Origin of the sequence: Microbacterium sp., from assembly GCF_030149085.1 — a bacterium.
GTDB lineage: Bacteria > Actinomycetota > Actinomycetes > Actinomycetales > Microbacteriaceae > Microbacterium.
In genome coordinates this window covers 1-17,061 of the sequence record NZ_JASBSF010000275.1, presented here as the reverse complement: position 1 = coordinate 17,061, position 17,061 = coordinate 1, and the positions used below count along the sequence as shown (strand labels likewise).

Here is a 17,061-nt window from a genome sequence, read left to right as displayed (position 1 = left end):
GCCCCCGAGCGCGACGGGCCACCCAGTGAGGGATGCTCAGATGAGCGTCAGGGTGAGGGTTGCGGTGTAGTCGCCGGCAGGGGCGTCGGCCGGGGTGTTGAGCGTGATGGTCGCTCCGACCGAGGTGGTGACGTTCGCCGTTGCCGACCCGGTTCCGGTGGCCAGCGGCTTGTCAGAGCCCAGGCCGCCGTCTACGCTCGCAGCGACCTCAGCGCCCGCCGTGCCGTTACCGTCGCCCACCTTCGCGGGCTTCCACCCGACGTTGCTGGCCGCGATCTCGTTCGAGCCGCTGGTGAGCTTGCTGATGCGCCCGTTGAGGGTCCACGGGGTGCTCGCGCTCTGGCGGTCATCGTTCACGGTGACGGTGCCGAGCTCACCGGTTGCCGTCCACACCTCACCCGCGGTGCGGGTGGTGGGGCCGGTGAGGGTGACAGCCGACGGCTTGGCGCTCATCTTCAGACCCGTCGGGGCCGGCGTGGTAGCGGTGGGAACCGTGACCCCGACGCTCGAGTCCGAGCTGTCTTGCACCGGGATCGCCTCGGTCGTCACGCTGACCGAACCGGTCGACGCGGCATACGTCGCGTCACCCGAGTACTCGGCAGTGAACGCGTAGGTCGTACCCGCCGTGAGTCCCGACACGGAGTAGCTCGCCGTGCCGCCCGAGACCGTGACCGGCGAACCGATCGCGGCGCCTGCCTGCTTGAACTGCACGGTACCGGTCGCGTCACCCGGCGCAACCGTCGCGGTGAGGGTGGCGGATGTCTGGGTGACGTTCGAGGATGCCAGCTCTGTGGTCGTCGCAGTCTTGGTCACCGCGCGCGGGTCAGTCGTCACCTCCCAGTGGTTGGTTGCCCAGTCCATCGAGAAGAACGTGACGAAGTACTTGGCGTTGCCGATGGGCTTGACGTTTCCGGGGTATCCTCCGTTGATCGGCGGGTCGCACGTGATGACGAAGGCGTTGACCCCGTTCGGATTCGTCGCCTCGGTCATAGCACCCCAGGACGACGCCCTCGTGCTCGACAGCGTCATTGCACCCCCCTGCAACCCGAAGACCGGGGACGTCGCCTGAGTCCGCTGCAGAGCCCCGAGCGTCTCGAGTCCGTCCGGAGTGACGATGTAGCTGCGCGACGACGCCCGGTAACCCTCGGGGCATCCCGTACTGGTGGTGATGCCAGCCGGACCATACTTGCCCGCGGGGCTGCCGCTTGTCGCGCCGTCATCAGTGCGCTCGGTGGGGTTCCAGGTGACGGTGTAGTCGCCGCCATTGATCTCGTTGGCGGGGTTGAGGTGGTAGGCGAACCCGCTGTTGTCTGTGGTCTCGTCATACGTAACGGGGTCGTCAGCGTATGCGGGGATGGTCGCGCCGCCGATCAGGGCGAGGGAGAGAGCCGCGACGACTGCCGCGCGCCCCCGGTGCAGATGAGCGTTCATCGGTAGGGCATTCCTTCTTTTGGGGGTTGACGGTCGAGTTCGGGTGATCTCGACCGGACGTCCCGGAGGGCTCCGGGACGTGGGGTCGGCGGCCGTGGCTGCCGACCCCACGCGTGTTGGATCAGCCGTTGGTGCGGAGGTACGCCGACGTGGTGTCGCCGGCGGTGTAAGTAACGCCGTTGATGTTCACGCCGCCGGTGATGTCACCGAAACCGAAGTCTTCGATGACCAGCGAGCCCAAGGTGACCGGGTTCAGGGCGGTGTACGCCTTCGCGGACGCACCCTGGAACACCGCGGCGAGGTTCGCGTTGGTGGACAGCTCGTCGTACTTCACGATGTTGAACACCGGTCGCACGATCGGGAACCCGGTGTTGAGCACCGCGGGGGAACCCACGGTCGGGTTGACGCCGTTGACCTTGCCCAGCACCGCACTGTTACGACGGTCGGTGACCGTGATGCCGTAGTCCGACGCGATCGATGAGCTGTTGCTCTGCGCAACCCACTGGGCGATCGAGAACGGCACGATCGCGTTCGTGACCTTCGCCGTCACCGTGCCGTTGTGCTCCTGCACACCCACCGTGCACACGTTGGTCGACGAGTTGAACGACGGGGCCACACCGGCAACGGTCGGGTTGGTCGCGCAGTCGGTCGCGTTCGTGGTGTAGGTGAAAGTTGCACTCGCGATCGAACCGAAGGCGCCGCCCATCTGGCTCTGCCAGAACGAGCGCGTGCCCGAGCCCGCCTGCGGGATGAACGGGATGATGTCGGCACCGGACCCCTGCGCACCCACCGTGTGGGTCACACCGGCGGCGTCCTTCAGCGTCGTCGTCGCGCTACGGCTGTAGATGTTCTTCAGCGTCAGCGCGAGGGTCACGCCGTCGCTCGAGAGCTCACCCACCGACGTCCCCAGCGGGATGTCACCGGGAACAGCCGTCGAGGGCGCCGTCGCGTAATCCACCGCGTCCAGCGCAAGCGGAACGTACACATACGTACCCGTCGGCGTCGTGTTGCTCGGTCCGCTCGATGACCGCGAGAACTGCAGATCGGTCGGGCTGAGCGTGGTGCCCTTGTACGCGGTGCTCGTCTTCGCGGCCTTGAACGCGGTGAAGCCGTCACCCGACCCGTCGGGGCGCGTGAAGGTCGCGCCGGTCGACTTGGTCTTGATCGTTGCTGAACCGGTCGCGTCGTACGACCCGATCAAGAGCGTGCCAGAGCCGTCGGTAACGACAGCACCGAGACCGTTCATGACGTCCTGGATGGTGTCGGAACCGCCGCCAGCGAGGTCACGGTAGACCGGCGAGCCGATCGGGTCGGCCATCGCCGGAGCAGCCAGACCGAACGAGGTACCGGCAACGGCAACCGCCGCAGCCGCCGCAATGACGCCACGGCGCCACTTCGAGGTGATTTGCATGAGAGTTTTCTCCTTGCTATCGTTCCCGCTTATGGGTTGCCCGGCTGGGCCCTGCCCCTCGTCGTGTTTTCGCATGCCCGACGGGGGGCTTCCTCGTTTCGGCTCGGGAACAGTGGCCGATCGAGTGTCTGTAAACCGCGGGGAAGCCGTCATCAGCTCAGCCCCCGGCGGCGAAGGAGGAAAGGCGCAACCGCGGCCCCGGCAACCCCGGCGAGCAGAGATCCGCCGAGCGCGACCTGTGCCGGGCTAGAAGGCGGTGCGGCCGTGGGGGCAGCTTCGGCGGCGACTGTCGCGGTCTGGGTCGTCGCCGACGGCGGCAGCGAGGCCGTCGCGTTGCCCGCGGCGGCCTGACCGGTCTGGGAGGCGGAGGCGGCAGCGTCAGTGGCAGCCGGAGTCGACACCGGAGGCATATACCGGACGGTTTCGGCCGCGGCGCGAGTCTGCGTCTTCTGCGCCTCGGTGAGAGGAACATACCCGTCCGGCAGCGCGCCCGCCTCGGCACCACGAACATTGCCGTCTGCGACGGCGTAATCGAACACGTGAGCGATGCGTTCACGGGTCGTGGCGTCCAGACCCGCGGCAGTCGTGTTGACAGCCCCATACAGGGTCAGAGTCAACGGGTAGGCATCCTGCGGCAACGACCCCAGGTCGAGGGAAGCCGTGCCCGTGTCGGGATCGGGGGTCATCGCCTGCACCGCCGCCGTCATCGACTCGTCAGTGGGTGCGACAAATGAGCGCGCCGAGGCGACATCGTCTTTCCCCGTCCGCATCGAAAGCGGCGTCGCGAGCTTCATCTGCGCAAGCTGGTACCGGCCCGCATCCGCGGCAGTCACCGGGCCGAGCGTGAAACGACCCTGGAAGACACCGGGCGCCATGGCGGGCTGCTTCACCCACTTGCCCTGCTCGGTAGGGCTGATGTAAGCCTTCTCATCGTAGATGTTGGTGATGCGCGGGTCCGCCCTGAATACTCGCGCGGCGTTCTCTGCGAAGGTCCCCGAGTTCGGTTTGAACCCCACCGAGTCGATCGTCTTGCCCGCACCGGTGGGGTCGGTGACCGTGGTGGGATCCAGCGGGGTGAGCGCGTCACGCGGAACCTGCGACAGATCGACGTCCACCCCCGCGCCGTTCACGCCCGCGGAGCCCGCCGGCAGATACGACGGGTTGACTGTCAAGCCCCACGGGTCGGGCTCGCCGCGCAGGAAGGCCACCGCGTCGGCATCGGACTGCACGTACTGCCACAGCAGGCGGAACGCGTCATCGCCCTGCGGGCCGACAATCACGAAAGGAGACAGCGTGGCCGCCGGGCCGAACGTTCTCGGGGAAGGGTTACCGAGAGCAGCCCACTCAGGATCGTCCATGATGCCAACCGGCCTGCCCGCACGGTACGCCGGCTGATTCTCCTTGAGCCCGCCGTCGAGGTAAGGGAGATCGTCACGGTAGGACTGGGTCATGAGTTTCGCCAGGAGCCGGGGGGTCAGGCGCAGGTCCCGGTACTCGGCGTCGGTCGTGCTGGCGACATAGCCGATCGCGAGGCCCGTGTTCGCCAGTGGCGCGTAGGTCATGCTGGCGCCCTCGAGCGCGGCGGTCGGTGTCGCGCCGATGTCGTCGGCCGTCAACGGACGGTTGACCACGACCAGCGGCGATTGCCCCGATAGCAGTTGTGCGCGCATCAAGTCGGGCGAGTTACCGCTGCTCATCGTGTACGTGCTTCCGCCACCCGCGCACAGTGCCGACTGCCACGACCGCATCGCCGCGGCGAACAACTCGGTGCCCTGGAACTGGATCGACCCGGACGCCGCCCCGCACCCGCCCGACACGTCACGAAAATCCAGCGGCACCACGATCCGGTCGTTCCAATACGAGCAGTCCGGGCTGACCGGCGACCCGACCTGCGCGTACGTCTCCTGCCCCCACGGTTTACCAAAGGAGATACAGGCCAACGTTCCGGTGTCGTCGGGTGCCAACTCGCCCGAGTGGATGCCGCGCGGCACCGCGACCAGCCAGCACCGCTCCGCGCCACGTTTCGGATCGCCACACCCCAGGTACGGCTGCGTCAGCGCAGACTGCACCTGAAACGCCGTGCGCGCCGAGCCATCCGCCGTGATCGGCACATAGAACTGCTCGTTCGACGAACTCGCCGAATAGAAGTCGGCAGTACCGTCGATATCGATCGAGCCGGTGCCCGGTAGGGAGAAGTGCTGGGGCTTGCTTTCGGCCCCCGTCACCGCACGAAACGGGAGCGCGCCGTTGGCAGAAAAGTCGCCCCGTCCTCCCACGTCCTGGAGCACAACGCGACCTGCCGCTGTACTCGACGTCAGGTCACCGGTGGTCGGAGCCCACGCGCCGAACTGGCAATTCTTCGCGAAATCCGCCGCGGTCGGGTCGCCCCAGCATTGCATCAGCTGCAGAAAGTTGCTCTTCGCGTTGTCGCCGTTGCTTCCGCTGCGGATCCGCGTCGGGCTCATTCCCTGGGCAGTCACGGTTACGACCTCGTCCACCAGCCCGCTCGTCTTAGACACCGTGAGGGTGAGGTCTTTGAAGTCGTCCCAGTGCCCCGACCCGCCGTCCCCGCCCGCGCCATCCGACAAGAGCGTGTGGTCAGGCTGATACTGCTGCACCGCCGGATCGTTACCGCCCGCCCACGCCACCGTGATCGACGAGTCCGTCTCGGTGTCGGTGTCGCCTGCCGCCGCGACCGCCGGCGCGCCCGCCACGAGCACCCCGACGACACCGATCACCACTGCCACGAGCGCTGCACGACGCACAGCACGTCCCCGGTCATCCGTCCGTCTCATCGTGTGCCTCCTCGAGGTGACCGCGGTGAGCCCCGCGTGGGCGTGACCAGCACCGTCGCTCTGCGACGCCGACCGAGCACCGGTGGGAGCACTGCGGCCAGAATGAGCCCCGCTCCCGCGGCGGCGAGTGTCAGCGGCGCGAGCACCCCGATCGTGGCCGGTGGAAGTGTCTGCGGGAGGGCGCTGAGCACGACCGGCGCCGCGTCGACAACGACGCTTCCGCCCGCGGCTGCGGCAGAACCAGCCGAGGTTGCGGCGTCGACAGCGCTCGCGTCAGCCGCGTTCGCGGCATCCGCGCCGGGATTCGTGGCGTTCCCGCCGGAAGCTGCCGTCGCGACATCCTGCGCGCCGCCCGTGCCCGTCAGACACTGCTGCGGACCGGCCTTGTCGCACTCGGGCGGGTAAGGAGCCGTTCTCGCGAGCTTGTTCGACTGCGGGCTCGTGTCAGTCGGATCGAACGTCGGATTGTTGCAGTCTGTCGTGCCCTTGATGATCGGGTTTCCACCGGGAATCTTCTGGATCTGTCGTTGCCCGGCAGACACGAGGTTGATCGGCAGCGGCGAGTAGCCCGAGATGTCGGCGATCTGCTGGCCTTCACAGAGGAAGTAGGCCGAGAAATCGGCGAGCGTGACCGCCTGGTCTTTCGTCAGCCCGACCGGCTGTGACCCGTCCGTCGGAGCCACCGGCAAAATGACGTAGCTGTAGCTCGAGAGGGGGTAGACGCGCGGATCAGACGCGACGTAGACGCCGCTCAGGTCCTGTGTCAGATAGTTGATCGAGCTTTCGTCGTAATTGATCTGAGCCTGCAGCAGCGCGACCGCGACGTTCTGCGCTGTCGGCTCGGTGTAGTAACCAGCGGCGTTGAGCATTTTCGCGACCGGGAACTTGAGGTTCAACGCGTAGGAGTACTGCACGATGGTGATCGCGCCCACCGCTTCTTTCGATGCCGTGTACGATGCGACACCGTTCGCCCCGCTCTGCGCGATGAAGCGTGAGCCCGGCACCGTGGGGTAGTTGCTCGTCACACCGCAGTGCCCGTTGACGTAGGGCCTCCCGACCTTGCCGCAGTAGGCATCCCACACCGCCGTGTGCTCCTGCCGCATCCACAGGCTGAACTGCGCCGTCTCGCCCGCGCCGTCCGAGCGCACCACCGGAATGACCGGGATCGCGGGAAGCGAGAGCGCCGGGTTCTCTGCGGCGATCTGCGGATCGTTCCACTGCGTAATCTCGCCCGTGAAAATCTTTGCGATCGAGTCCCCCGACAGACGCAGATTCGTCACACGGTTGCCCGCGATCACGAGGTTGTACATCAGCGCCGTACCACCCGCGACGATCGGCATGTACGCGAACGCCCGGTTCGGCAGAGACTCGATCTCGTTCGAGTCGGCGATCGCATAGGGGATGTCGGTGCCACCGAACTGCGTGACGCCGTTCGCGAACTCGTTGCGCCCGACCGTGGAACCCTGCGAGCTGTAGTTGACCGTCCAGTTGTAGTTGCCACGCACGTTGCTGACCCACTGCGCGATCATGTTTCCCGACCAGCTCGACCCCGAGCCGACGATCGGTACGTGCAGGTCATCGAACGCGGCAGGAACCGGGCCCGCCGCGACCGGCGCGGCAGTGGCGGGGACGGCGACCTGCACGCCCGCGATGGTTACGAGGGCCGTTCCCAGCAGCGCGACGGCGACACGAAGTGCACTCCACCGACGGGTCATCGCATGCCTCCCTCGGTCACGGCAGCTCGGCCCCCGACAGGCTGGGCAAGAACCGCCCCGTCTCCGCGCGCAGCGAACCGCGCAGCATCCCGCTGCGACGCCGCCCGGGCACGCGCGTACCCCCGGCGCGACTGCACCCCGGCACCTCGCCCACCGAGCAACCTGGCAAGGAAGAACAGAACGAAAACGAGCACCATGAGCACGGCAGCTGCACCGAAGCCGCGCGCGATCTGATCGGGCTGCGGGCTCTTCACCAGGGTGAAGGTCGCCAGTGGCAGAGACACCATCGGTCCGGAGAACGGGTTGGCGTTGAAGAAGGTCGTGTAGCCAGCGGTCAGCAGCACGGGGCTCGTCTCGCCGATGCCGCGTGCCGTCCCCAGCACGATCGCCGTCATGAGGCCCGACTTGCTCGTGGGCAGAACGACGTGCCAGATCGTCCGCCACTGGCTGGCCCCCATCGCCAGCGACGCCTCCTTGAGGGTCGACGGCACGAGCCGCAGCACCACGTCTGCTGATCGGATGATGATCGGCAGGATCATGATCGTGATCGCCAGGCTCGCAGCGAAGCCCGACTTTCCGAGACCGAAGATCAGGATGTAGGTCGCATAGATGAACAGGCCACAGATGATCGACGGCAGCGCCGTCATCGCTTCGGTCACGGTGCGCACGACACGCGCGAACGGTGACGGGAACTCCGCGAGGAAGACCGCGCACAGCAACCCGAGCGGAATGGCGATCGCGAGCGAGATCGAGATCATGATGAGCGTCCCGAGCATCGCGTGAGCGACGCCGCCAACCGTGAGCGGGTCGAGGGGACCGGCGACGGCGAGGTCCTGCACCCAGAAGTTCCAGTGAAGGAAGGCATCCGCGCCCCGGAAGAGCGTGAATACGACGACCACCGCGAGTGCCAGCAGCAGCACGATCGCTGCCGAGTGAATCACGACGGCCCACACCCGGTCGACGATCGTGACGCGATTGTCGTCGAAGGCGATCAGGACGATGAAGAACAGCAGAAACAGCCCATAGGCGATCACGACAAAGGGCAACGGTCCCTGGATCGGAAGAACCTGGGTCACGAGCCACGTCGTTGCCGCCAGTGCCGCCGCCGCCGCGCCGATCAGCCGCAGTACGTCCTCGCGCCGAACACCCGACAGCGTGCGCTGCACCTGAGGATGGGCGTCGTGAATGCGGCCGTCTCGGCCAGGAAGGTGAGTTCGGGAGCGCCGCCCGGGAAGGTGGACCCGGCGGTGGGTACGCTCTGCGGGCAGAGTCGGGGTCGTCGTCATCACGTGTTCCTAACTCGCCGAACCCGACCGGGTGCGCTGGATGATGTAGCCGGCCAAGAAATTCACGAGCATCGTGATCGCGAAGAGCACGAGACCGGCGGCCATCAGGGCCGAAACCTCGAACGGCGTGGCCTCGCCGTAGCGCAGCGCGATGAGAGAGCTGATTGAGTTGGTGCCCGTCGAGAGCACTTGCCAGTTGATGACGAAGATCGGCGAGATCACGAGGTAAACGGCGATCGTCTCGCCCAGCGCGCGGCCGAGCCCGAGCATCGTTCCCCCGATGATTCCGCCCATACCGAACGGGTAGACAACGGACCGAATCATCCCCCACTTCGACGCGCCCAGCGCATACGCGCCCTCACGCTCGCCCACGGGTGCCTGCGAGAACACTTCGCGCATGATCGATGACGCGATCGGTGCGACCATCATCGACACGACGAGACCGGCCAGGAACGCGGAGGCCGTGAACACCGTCGGCGTCGCCAACGGATCGCTCGGGTCAAAGTCCGATACCGCGAAGATCGGGATCCAGCCGAAGTAGGTGCTGATCCACTGCGAGACCGGCACAAGGGAACCCTGAAGCCAGAACAGACCCCACAGGCCGTACACAACGGACGGAATGGCGGCCATCAGATCAACGATGCCGACCAGAAAGCGGCGGATTCCTTCCGGCGCGTACTCGGAGATGTAGGTGGCCGTGCCGAGCGCGAGGGGAACGGCGACGGTGATGGCGATCAGGCCGATCACAACGGTGCCGAACAGCACGGCGGCGATGCCGAAGTTGCCGCTGTTGGGCTCCCACGCCTGGGTTGTGAGGAACGACGGGCCCGCCGCAGCGATCGCCTCCGCGCCGCGGACGGCGAGGAAGACGCCGACCAGCGTCATGATCGCGAGCACGATGACGCCGCCGCCGTGAGCACCGAAGCGGAAGAACCCGTCCGACAGGCTGCGACGTGCCTTCAGCGACCGCGGTCGATCGGTGTCGACCACGGTCGCCGAAGGTTCGGTCGTCAGCTCATCGTCGTGGACACGCGTGGGCAGTGACATCGGGAGTCGCTCCTGGGGCTCTGTGCGTCCGGCGAGATCCACCGACCGGACGCCGAAAGTCTGCGTCGCGAGACGCCCCCGGCGCGACGGACCGGTCCCGCGGCGTCGGGGAACGCATCCCGACAAAGAAGCGAACAGCGGATGAACGACGGGAACCATCAGTTGCCCGCGATTCTCACGCAGTCATAGCATTCGCTCGATCGCACCCAGTGCGCCTCGCAGACCCGAAAATCCGCGAGTTGGCCACGGCGGATGCGGTGAGCGGGGCCGCGCCGAGATTCGCGTGAGATTTCGTCCATCCGGATGAGGTCCAGCGCTCGGCGGCAGGAAAGGTGCGAGGATGTGCGCGAACCGACCGGGGCAGAGGAATCGTCGGGAATGGGGATCGTGACAGACGAAGCGACAGCTGCACGTGGCGTTGCTGTGCTGCAGAACTTTACGAGGGGCGAGGACGCACCGGGGGGAGCGTGGCAAGGAATCCTGCCGTCCCGCCGGGCAACCTGGGTGCTTGCTGTGGTGCTCTTTGCGACGATGCTCGTCCAGGGCATGGTCAACCCGATAGCGGTGCTGATTGACGGCAACTACAGCTGGTCGAATTCGATCCCGTTCGAGTTCTCCGTGTTTCTCCTCGTGGCGCTCTTCGCCGCACAGGCCGCCGCAATCCTCCTGGCGACCCGATGGCCGGTTCTCGCCACACTCGCCACGATGGCCGTCTACGTGGCGGCCGTCTTCGTCATCAATGCACCCTCGTGGGTTGCACCCATGCAACTCACGGTCGTGGCCTCGCTGTTCCTCTTGGGGTCACGGCACGCGGCGCCGGTTACGGTCCCCGTCCTCGGGGTGCTCATCCTTACCGACGCGGCCGCATTCGCGAGCTGGGCCTCGGTGTACGGACTGACATCGGGAGCGATCCTCGCTTTCGTCTTCGGGCAGGTCGTCGGCTTCGCGGCCTCCCTTGCCGCAGCGGCAGTGCTGGGTCTGTGGTGGGGAACCCAGACACGGCGCGTCGAACAGTTGCGAGCCCTCGCCGCCGCCGAGCGCCGCGATCAGGAAGAGCGCCTCACGCAGGCCCGCGAGGCCGAACGCGCTCGCATTACCCAGGAACTGCACGACGTCGCCGCGCAACACATCACCGGTCTGCTCTCCCTAACCGAGGCGGCGGCCTTCATCGCCGAGCAGTCAGAGACCGACGCTCTCGCGCTCCTCGCCGAGGCGCGCACGGAGGCCCGATTCGCTGCCGCCAGTCTCGTCTCGGCGCTCAACGAACTGCGCGCCACCGGACAAGCACGCGCCGACACCACGCCTGACGTGCGACGTATCGAAGACCTCGTCGCGTTCTGGCAACGAAGAGACCTGCGTGTGAGCCTCCGCACCAGCGGGGTGTTCGACTCCCTGCCCGCAATGATCTCGACAACCGGGTACCGCATCGCACAGGAGGCACTGACGAATGCGGCAAAGCACGCCGCCGGTTCGACCGCCGAGGTGATCGTCACGGCCACCGCTGACGAACTCGAGATCGTGGTCGAGAACGGCCCCGCTCGCGGCGCCACGTCCGACTCGCACGCGGTCGGCCTCGGATGGGGGCTCACCGGGCTACGCGAACGTGTGACGCTGCTCGGGGGCGTCCTCGACGCCGCACCCACCGAGGCCGGCGGGTGGCGTGTGCAGTCGACGATCCCTCTCACCGATGTCGGCCGCCACACGACCGCGATGGGCCTGGCATGACCGTCAAGCAGATCCGGGTTCTGATCGCCGACGATAACCGGGCGTACCGCAAGGGAGTGCGCATCCGGCTGGAGCACGCACCCGGGATAGCTGTCATCGGCGAAGTATCCAACGGCGTCGATGCGGTCATGGCTGCCCGGTCCGAGCGAGCGAGTGTCGTGCTCATGGACCTGAACATGCCCGGGGGCGGTGGACTGGAGGCGACGCGCGCCCTCGCAGGCCCCGGCGTGGACCGTCCCGTCGCCGTCGTGGTGGTGACCAGCCACGAGGCTGACCGCTTCGTGATCGAAGCCCTCGATTCGGGAGCTGTTGGCTACCTCGTGAAAAACCACGACACCACTCAACTGGTCGAGGCCGTCCGGTCCGCCGCGAGTGGGACCGCGCTGGTCTCCACACGCGTGACTCCCGCCGTCATCCGGGAGTTCACTCGCCGCGGCGAGCAGAGCGCAATGGGCTCGGCCTCCCCCGCGATCCTCACGTCCGCGCAGCTTGCGGTGGCACGAGAGCTCAGCCGCGGGCATACGAGCAACGAGGCACTCGCGGCGCGACTCGGAGTGTCGATCAACACGGTGCGGGCTCAACTGCACAGCGCGCTCAAGCGGACGCAACTCGCCGACCGCACGCAACTTGCCCTTTGGGCTGTGCGTCACGGCCTGGATCGGACCGAAACATCATCCGATCGGATGAATTCCGAAAAATAGGCACGCCCGCGATACGCCGGGCTGAATGGGTGATGCGCAGGCGCCTGAACGTGTCCTCCGCACGACTCAGGCCCACAGAGCGCCGGGAGCGTTGCGCGTGCGTCACCTCGGATTCACGGTGACGACACCGCACGTTGCGTCGCTCCCTCGACATACTGGCCACGACGCCGAACATGGGGCCGACGGCGATCTGGGAAAGGGGCGAGCCGTGGAGGCGATATACCACCGCTTCGCACGCGTCGACACGCATTTCTACGACGACCCCGCCCGCGCGCACGTGCCCGACGCAGAACGATACGCACCGCCGCCCGATCTCGACTGGCACGACTGGACGGACCACACCGACGGCATCTGGCGTGGGTGGTATCCCCCGGGCGTACCGCTACCCGAGCAGGGCTGGAAGATCCATGCCAGCGCGACGCTCGACGTGGCGCAGGAGGTGCTCGAGCACGTCGCGCGCCACTGCCACGCCGAACGCATGACGTTCAAGCATCTGGTTCATCGCAGCGCACTGTTCGCAATGAACTCCAAGGATGCCGAGCGGTCGGCATCCGGCAAGTTCATCACGGTCTATCCTCGCGACATCGACGAGCTGCAACGGGCCCTCGAGACACTGGACGCCGCGATCGGCGGACTGCCCGGCCCCTACGTCCTGTCAGACCTGAGATGGCGACGCGGCCCCCTCTCGGTGCGCTACGGCGCCTTCGTGCACCAGGTGACGAACGGCGAGCACGGCTTCGAGGTCGCCGCCCTGCGGCATCCGGATGGACGGCTCGTCGAAGACGTGCGCTCGCCCGGGTTCACACCGCCCGACTGGGTGGAGCTCCCCGACTTCTTGCAGGTGCAACTCGACGCGTTGGGCAGCGACGCGCCGCCGCCCGGATTCCCGCATGTTCTCGGCGCCCTGCATCACTCCAACGCCGGCGGGGTGTACGACGCCGAGGATGCCGCCACCGGCGCCCGCATCGTGATCAAAGAGGGCCGGCCCGATACCGGGATGACGCCGGACGGCCGCGACGCGGTGCGGCGGCTCTTGGATGAGGAGCAGACGCTGCGCACCCTGGTAGGCACGCCGGTCTCGCGCGTGCACGGGTCGTTCTCACTGCACGGGCATCGATTCCTGCTGCTCGAGAGGATCGCAGGCCAGTCGCTCCAGAGCGCGATCGTGCCGCGGCATCCGCTCGTGCATGCCCGGAGCACTCCCGCGGAGTATGCGGAGTATCGCCAGTGGGCGCTGGAGGTCACCGCCGGCGCCGATGATGCAGTGACGAGGCTGCACGAGGCGGGCTTCAGTCACGGCGACGTGCATCCTGGCAACGTGATGATCGGTGCGGACGGGAGTGTGACACTCCTCGATCTCGAGATGGCAGCTCCGCTTGACGATGCCGTCGCCCCCGTCATCGGCGCACCGGCATTCATGGCAGCCGACGGGCGCCGTGGCGCAGACGCCGACCGGTACGGTCTCGCCTGCATCAAGGTCTTCGTCTTCTACCCCTTGACGTCTCTGCTTGCGCTTGACCCGTTCAAGGCCGACGACCTGGTGCGGGCAGCGATGGAGACGTTCGCGCTCGACGAGACCTGGGCGGCGGCGGTTCATCACGACCTCGCGCTCACCCGCATGCGCGTCGCCGCCGACGACACCACACGCGACGATGCCGTGGCTCGGTGGGATGTCCACGACGCGCGCGCCGTGCGCAAGTTGCAGGAGCTCATCGCCGACGACCTTGTCGCAAGCGCCGACTTCTCGCGCGATGATCGGGTGTGGCCGGGCGACCCGTTGCAGTTCGCGGACGACGGCACGGGCCTCGCACACGGCGCCGCCGGCGCCATCTACGCCCTATCGCTCGTGGGCCGGGAACCCGACGAGCGGGCGCTCGCATGGATCGATGCCGTGTGGCAGCGGCCTGGCGATCCCCGCCGCCCTCACCGCGCCGGCCTTTGGGACGGGCTCGCGGGGCTCGCCTGGCTCCATCGTCGCCTCGGGCGCGGGGCGCACGCACAAGCTGCCCTGGACCGCGTTCGTCGGCTCGACTTCTCCTCGCTCGGAACCGATCTCTACGGCGGCCTGCCCGGAGTCGGACTCGTCTTGCTCGCGGCATCCGACGACGACCCGACGCTTGTGCTCGAAGCCCTCGAGATCGGCGGCATCCTGCGTTCCCGACACGATGCCCGGCCGCCGATACCGACAGCGCCCGAAGACCGCCACGTCGCAACCGGCAGCGGGGGACTGCTGCGCGGCCCGTCGGGAACGGCGTTGTTCGCACTCCGGTTGTATGAGCGCACCGGAGAGCGGGCGCACCTGCGCCTCGCGCAAGACGCACTCGACTATGACCTCGCGCACTGCATGACGGCGATCGACGGATCACTCCAGCTCAACGAAGGGTGGCGACTGCTGCCCTACCTCGGGAGCGGCTCTGCCGGAGTCGGGCTCGTGGCAGCCCAGCTGCTGCCCCATCTCGAGACACCTGACCGCTACCTTGAGGCACTGGACGGCATCTGCAGTGCGGCACTGACTGATTTCGTGATGGAGTCCGGCGTGTTCCGCGGTCGCGCGGGGATGATCCTGTTCCTGGCCACGCTCGGGCACCTCGGCTACTCCACGCCCGAAGCCGACGATGCCCTAAGACACCACGTAGCCGAGCTGCGCCTCCACGCAATTCGCCGCCCCCACGGCATCGGATTCCCCGGTCAAGGGCTCCTCCGCCTCTCGTGCGACTTCGCCACGGGCTCTGCCGGCGTCCTCGCGGCGCTCGGCACCTCTGCCAACGTGATCAATTCCGGCGAGCCGGTCATCCCGGTCAATCTCCCGCTGTTGGTGCCGCCGACAGCCGCCTCACCGCTTCGGCCCGCCATGGCCTGGGATCCCGCAGGAAGGAGGTGAATCACATGGGTTACCTGCTCAGCCTTCAGCAGATCGAGCGCAGCGCCGAAAGCCGCGACGCCGACATCCTCGCCGCCAGCAGCCTCAGTCTTGGCGCGTGCCTCAGCACGGTCTCGACGAGCATCTGCTGACCCGCCTTCGACCCGGATGCCGGGCGCTCGCAGCGAGCGCCCAGCATCCACCCGAGCCGACGGGGCCTCGGAATTCCCTCCCCCAAACCGGGGCCCCGTCGCCTTTCGACGTCGTCAGACCAGCGACTCTCGCCAGGCCATGGCGTCGCCGTCGCTAGACGAGCGACTGCCGCCACGCCGCATGAAGCTGCGCGAACTTGCCCGTGCCCGCGATCAGCGTCTCGGGGGTGTCGTCCTCGATGATCCGGCCGTGCTCCATGACCAGCACCCGGTCGGCGATGGCGACAGTCGACAGGCGGTGCGCGATGATGATCGCCGTGCGGTCTGCCAGGAGCGTCTGCAAGGCATCCTGAATCGCCCGCTCTGACGGGATGTCGAGTGACGCCGTGGCTTCGTCCAGGATCAGCACAGCGGGGTTGGCGAGGAACGCCCGCGCGAACGAGATCAGCTGACGCTGCCCTGCCGAGACGCGGCCGCCGCGCTTGTTCACGTCGGTGTCGTAGCCGTCGGGCAAGGCACGGATGAAGGCATCAGCCCCCACCGCCTTCGCCGCCGCCTCGATCTCGTCGAGCGTCGCGTCGGGCTTGCCGAGCGCGATGTTGTCGGCGACCGTGCCGCTGAACAGGTAGGCCTCCTGCGTGACCATGACGATCGCGCGTCGCAGGTCCTCCGGGTGCAGGCGCCGCAGGTCGACCCCGTCGAGGGTCACGGCTCCGCGCGTCGGGTCGTAAAAGCGCGAGACGAGCTTCGCGAGCGTCGACTTGCCCGCCCCCGTCGTGCCCACCAGGGCAATGGTCTGCCCGGCGGGGATGTCGAGCGAGAAGTGCGGCAGGATGACGCGGTCATCCGCGTACCCGAACGTGACGTCCTCGAACGCGACGTGTCCGCGCGCGGTCCACAGGTCGACGGCATCGGTGGGGTCGGGAACCGTCGGCTCCTCCTCCAGCACCCCCGAGACCTTCTCGAGCGCCGCGGTGGCAGCCTGGTACGAGTTCAGGAACATCGCGACCTCCTGCAGAGGTGCGAAGAAGTTCCGCACGTACAGCACGCTTGCGAGCAGGATGCCGATGGCGATCGCACCGTCAGCAACCCGCAGGCCGCCCCAGAGCACGACCAGCGCGATCGAGACCGACGCGACGGCCATGAGGCCGGGCTCGAACGTGCCGAACAGGCGGATCGAGCGCATATTCACGTCGCGGTAGTCCTCGGCGACGTCACCGAACTCATCGTCGTTACGGGGCTCTTTACGGAAGGCCTTCACGGCACGGATGCCGGTCATCGTCTCGACGAACTTCACGATGAGCTTCGCGCTGATGACCCGCGACTCGCGGTAGACGACCTGCGAGCGCAGGTAGAACCAGCGCATCAGCAGGAACAGCGGCACACCCATGACGGCGAGGATGACTCCGGACTGCCAGTCCAACAGCAACAGTGCGATGAGCGTGAACCCGCCGTACAGCAGTCCCGACACGAGCTGGTTGAGTCCGCCGTCGAGGAGCTCCCGGATCGACTCGAGGTCGCTCGTCTGTCGCGAGATGATGCGGCCGGAGGTATAGGACTCGTGGAATTCGAGGCTGAGCCGCTGCGTGTGCAGGAAGATGCGCTTGCGAAGATCGAGCATCACGGCCTGCGTGAGGCGAGCCGCAACGACCGCGAACCAGCCCACGAGGCCCGCGCCGCCGAGCCCCGCGACGAGGTACACGGCGACGACACCGATGGTCGGCATCAAGTTCGCCTCGTCGAGCACCGCCGGAAGCGCGGTGTCGATGCCGTACGCGATCAGCGCCGGACCCGCGACCTGCAGAGCGGTGGAGACGACCAGCACGACGCCGGCGAGCACGACCTGCCACCGCAGCGGCGAGATCAGCGAACCGAGCAAGCGCAGCGAGCGGCGGCGGATCGCGCGACTTTCGTCCTTGGTGTAGTCCGACCGGTCTT

11 protein-coding genes are annotated in these 17,061 nt (G+C 67.3%); 4 read left to right on the top strand and 7 right to left on the bottom strand.

Going from position 1 to position 17,061, the window contains the following annotated elements; all coding sequences use genetic code 11:
* Positions 1–36: 36 nt before the first annotated feature.
* The 6 genes from Q1V87_RS11130 to pstC form a co-directional block, all read right to left on the bottom strand.
* A complete protein-coding gene (locus Q1V87_RS11130; RefSeq protein WP_300592670.1) occupies positions 37–1,431 on the bottom strand; it encodes an Ig-like domain-containing protein in 1,395 nt (464 codons plus the stop codon).
* 121 nt (positions 1,432–1,552) lie between these two features.
* Positions 1,553–2,842, bottom strand: a complete 1,290-nt coding sequence (locus Q1V87_RS11125; protein WP_300592668.1) for a hypothetical protein — start codon at positions 2,840–2,842, stop codon at positions 1,553–1,555.
* A gap of 152 nt (positions 2,843–2,994) precedes the next feature.
* Positions 2,995–5,637, bottom strand: a complete 2,643-nt coding sequence (locus tag Q1V87_RS11120) for a hypothetical protein (RefSeq protein ID WP_300592665.1) — start codon at positions 5,635–5,637, stop codon at positions 2,995–2,997.
* Complete coding sequence (locus Q1V87_RS11115) at positions 5,634–7,352, bottom strand: substrate-binding domain-containing protein (RefSeq protein WP_300592663.1); 1,719 nt, start codon at positions 7,350–7,352, stop codon at positions 5,634–5,636. The genes Q1V87_RS11120 and Q1V87_RS11115 overlap by 4 nt, the downstream gene beginning before the upstream one ends.
* A complete protein-coding gene (gene pstA / locus Q1V87_RS11110) occupies positions 7,349–8,638 on the bottom strand; it encodes a phosphate ABC transporter permease PstA (RefSeq protein WP_300592660.1) in 1,290 nt (429 codons plus the stop codon). The genes Q1V87_RS11115 and pstA overlap by 4 nt, the downstream gene beginning before the upstream one ends.
* A 9-nt stretch (positions 8,639–8,647) precedes the next feature.
* A complete protein-coding gene (pstC, locus tag Q1V87_RS11105; protein ID WP_300592657.1) occupies positions 8,648–9,685 on the bottom strand; it encodes a phosphate ABC transporter permease subunit PstC in 1,038 nt (345 codons plus the stop codon).
* 342 nt (positions 9,686–10,027) lie between these two features.
* On the opposite strand from pstC, the gene Q1V87_RS11100 reads away from it, so the two are divergent.
* From Q1V87_RS11100 to Q1V87_RS11085, 4 genes are all read left to right on the top strand, one after another.
* Positions 10,028–11,410, top strand: coding sequence for an ATP-binding protein (locus Q1V87_RS11100; protein WP_300592654.1), 1,383 nt, complete (start codon positions 10,028–10,030; stop codon positions 11,408–11,410).
* Positions 11,407–12,111, top strand: a complete 705-nt coding sequence (locus Q1V87_RS11095; protein WP_292732864.1) for a response regulator transcription factor — start codon at positions 11,407–11,409, stop codon at positions 12,109–12,111. Before Q1V87_RS11100 ends, Q1V87_RS11095 begins: the two co-directional genes overlap by 4 nt.
* Positions 12,112–12,319: 208 nt before the next feature.
* Complete coding sequence (gene lanKC / locus Q1V87_RS11090) at positions 12,320–14,992, top strand: class III lanthionine synthetase LanKC (RefSeq protein WP_300592652.1); 2,673 nt, start codon at positions 12,320–12,322, stop codon at positions 14,990–14,992.
* A 5-nt stretch (positions 14,993–14,997) separates the two neighbouring features.
* Positions 14,998–15,123, top strand: coding sequence for a SapB/AmfS family lanthipeptide (locus tag Q1V87_RS11085; protein WP_300592650.1), 126 nt, complete (start codon positions 14,998–15,000; stop codon positions 15,121–15,123).
* Between the two features lie 154 nt (positions 15,124–15,277).
* Here the strand turns inward: Q1V87_RS11085 and Q1V87_RS11080 are convergent.
* The coding region (locus Q1V87_RS11080) for an ABC transporter ATP-binding protein (RefSeq protein WP_300592647.1) at positions 15,278–17,061 on the bottom strand (1,784 nt) is incomplete at its 5' end.